The sequence below is a fragment of the Dysgonomonas sp. 521 genome (assembly GCF_010501055.1).
GTDB lineage: Bacteria > Bacteroidota > Bacteroidia > Bacteroidales > Dysgonomonadaceae > Dysgonomonas.
In genome coordinates this window covers 1-3410 of record NZ_QVMO01000175.1, presented here as the reverse complement: position 1 = coordinate 3410, position 3410 = coordinate 1, and the positions used below count along the sequence as shown (strand labels likewise).

2 protein-coding genes and 1 pseudogene are annotated in these 3410 nt (G+C 36.2%); all 3 read left to right on the top strand.

Annotation, left to right across the window (positions count from 1 at the left end; translation table 11 throughout):
* Positions 1-120 precede the first annotated feature (120 nt).
* On the top strand, positions 121-1239 hold the full coding sequence (locus D0T84_RS21690) for an efflux RND transporter periplasmic adaptor subunit (RefSeq protein WP_163310014.1): 1119 nt from the start codon (positions 121-123) through the stop codon (positions 1237-1239).
* 6 nt (positions 1240-1245) lie between these two features.
* A pseudogene (locus tag D0T84_RS21685) lies at positions 1246-3012 on the top strand (efflux RND transporter permease subunit); the annotation flags it as partial.
* A 135-nt stretch (positions 3013-3147) separates the two neighbouring features.
* Positions 3148-3410, top strand: a 263-nt coding sequence (locus tag D0T84_RS22680) for a hypothetical protein (protein WP_370525460.1), incomplete at its 3' end; no start/stop codon positions are given.

The window sequence follows — 3410 nt, the reverse complement described above, 5'->3', positions numbered from 1 at the left end:
GCAGAGAAGTAGAAATAATAGAAGTTCCAAGATAAACTGGCAGTTCACGAATGATAAGGCCAGAATTAAATTAAAAAAACTTTATCCGACAATATCAGATTGACATGACACTAGATAAAAATGAAAGTCAAGAATCTTTACTTCCTATTATTGCTCAGTGGTATTATAACACTTGTGTCATGTCAGAACAAAAACAATGGTGAAGAGTTGCTTACCTATAAGCTACTTGAAATTAATCCGTCGAACGTTAACATTAATAATAGCTATTCTGCATCTATAAAGGGGAAGCAGGATATAAAAATTATCCCTAATGTATCCGGATACCTGAATAAAGTATGTATCACGGAAGGTAGCAGGGTAAAAGCCGGGCAAGTCCTATTTGTTATTGACCAAATACCCTATATTGCTGCTTTACAAGGAGCCAGGGCAAATGTGTCGGTCTGCGAAGCGAATGTTTCAACTGCTCGCCTGAATTATGACAGCAAACAAAATTTGTATAATAAAAAAGTAGTGTCCGAATTTGATTTGCTTTCGGCAGAAAACGCCTTAAAAACAGCCATTGCACAATTGGAATTAGCAAAATCACAGAAAACGGTAGCCGAAAACAGCCTATCATATACCGTAATAAAAAGTCCCTCGGACGGAGTTGTTGGAAAAATACCCTACCGTTTCGGCGATTATGTAAGTCCTACTATACAGGATGGACTTACGATTGTTGCAGACGATTCTGAAATGTATGCCTATTTTTCTATGGCGGAAAACCAGATTTTGGACTTATTGAGCGAATATAAGAATCTGGATAATGCAATAGCCAATTTGCCCGAAGTGGAATTACAGTTAGGGAATAAAACCATGTATGAATACAAAGGTCGTATAGAAAGTATTAGTGGAGTTATTGATGCGCAAACAGGATCGGTCAGTATAAAAGCTGTGTTTCCAAATAGTGGGAAAGCTTTATTGAGTGGTGGAACCGGAAATGTCATAATGCCCTATCAACGGAACAATATAATAATAATCCCACAAGAATCTACATACGAAATCCAAAACAAAGTATATGCCTACAAGGTAATTGATGGAGTGGCTAAATCAACTGTTATCACGGTTGCCAAAGTCAACGATAACAGAAATTACATCGTAGAAAGTGGACTACAACCAGGGGATATTATTATCGCTGAAGGTGCAGGATTAGTAAAAGAAGGTAGTCAAATTTCAACAATAACAAACAAAGAAAAAGAGTAATCAATCATGAATATAAAAACTTTTGTAGACAAACCGTTATTGTCTACTGTCATTTCTGTATTTATAATTATTGTAGGGATCATTTCATTATTGTCCTTATCAATTGAAAAATATCCAGATATAGCTCCGCCTACCATAGTGGTTTCCGCCTTCTATCCTGGGGCAAGTGCCGATGCGATTCAGAAGAGTGTCATTGCTACATTGGAAGAAGCTATCAATGGTGTTGAGAATATGATATATATGACATCATCGGCATCAAATAGCGGTACAGCCGAGATATATGTATATTTCAAACAGGGTGTAAACGCCGACATAGCGGCTGTTAATGTGCAAAACCGTGTATCACAAGCAGTAGGTTCTCTGCCCGGTGAAGTAACAAAGATCGGAGTTACTGCAGCGAAACAACAACCCGGTATTCTAAGGGTTTTTGCTTTAGAAAGTCCTAATAAAACATATGATGAAAACTTTTTGAGTAATTATACGAATATCTCAATCAAACCTGAATTGTTGCGTATTCAAGGAGTTGGTAACGTGACAATTCTTAGTTCTACATACAGTCTGCGCATATGGCTTAAACCGGAGGTAATGGCACAATACAAACTTGTCCCATCGGATATCTCAAATGTGCTGAATGAACAAAATATAGAAGCTGCCATTGGTTCATTTGGAGAAAGTACAGACAACGTATTTCAATATACCTTAAAATATTCTGGTAGAAAGAATGAAATAGAAGATTTTGGCGAACTTGTCATTAAGAGTTTAAACTTCGGTGAGGAACTTCGGCTAAAAGATGTTGCCGACATCGAATTAGGCAGTGATGGTTATTTATATATCAGTACGATAAATGGTAATCCGGGTGTTGTTGCTATGGTCTACCAGGTTGCTGGTTCAAATGCTACAGAAATAAACCTCGAAATAGATAAGCTGTTTGCTGAAATATCTCAAACAATGCCGAATGATATAAAGATTATTTCAATGGAAAATTCCAATGACTTCTTGTTTGCATCCATCAAAGAAGTGGTTGTGTCGTTAATTATAGCTATCGTTTTGGTATTGTTGGTTGTTTATTTCTTCTTACAGGACTTCCTTGCCACATTGATTCCTACTGTCGGAATATTAGTGTCGTTGATAGGGACTTTTGTTTTTATTAACATAGCTGGATTCTCACTCAATCTATTAACATTATTTGCGTTGGTGCTTGTAATTGGTACAGTGGTCGATAACTCCATCGTAGTGGTTGAAGCTGTACAATCCCGTTTCGACATGGGGTATAAATCGCCTTACAAAGCCACTATAGATGCAATGGGTGGATTGACGACCGCTTTGTTTACTACAACGCTTGTTTTTATGGTAATATTTATCCCTGTATCTTTTATGAGTGGAACAAGTGGTGTTTTTTATAAACAGTTCGGGTTGACAATGGCTGTTGCCGTAGGTATATCATTCATTAATGCCTTGACATTAAGCCCAGCATTGTGCGCCCTTTTGCTAAAGCCAAATCCAGAAGAAGGAGAAGGGAATCCGTTTGCCCGGCGTGTGAGATGGGCATACCATATGTCATACAAAGCTCTACTGAAAAAATACACTGGTTGGACAATGGTTTTTATCCGCAGAAAATGGTTGGTATGGAGCAGCCTGATATTATGTATAATGTTGCTTATTTTCCTGATGAATACAACAAAGACCGGCCTTGTTCCTGATGAAGATATGGGCACTATTTATGTGGATATTAGTACACCGCCGGGATATTCACTTCAAAAAACTGATGAGATAACAACAGATATATTAAATCAATAGTTCGTTATAAATAGATATAATTGATTGATTTTCAACAAAATAAGCATTAAATAACTTGGATAGTTCGCTGATTATCAATATCTTAGTAGATTGACCAAAATCTATAAAGTAATGACAACCAACGAATATCCAAATGCTAATGCATTTATACTTAATACTTTAAGTTCAGATATTTTTTCAAATATCAAGCAGACAAGAAAAAATTTTATATTCCACCTGCTAATGTTTTATTTAGGCATTAAAGGTAAAATAAATTTCTTGCAACTTGCTCGTTTTTCTCGGTACTGTGAACAATATTTTAGAATAAATTTCGAGAATATATTCAATTTTCAGGATTTTAATTTTACGCTTATTTCCATGCAGAAGATAAAAGA

What these genes read in the sequence shown, in the direction of transcription:
- D0T84_RS21690 (WP_163310014.1), top strand. Translation starts at nt 121, where the DNA reads ATGAAAGTCAAGAATCTTTACTTCCTATTATTGCTCAGTGGTATTATA.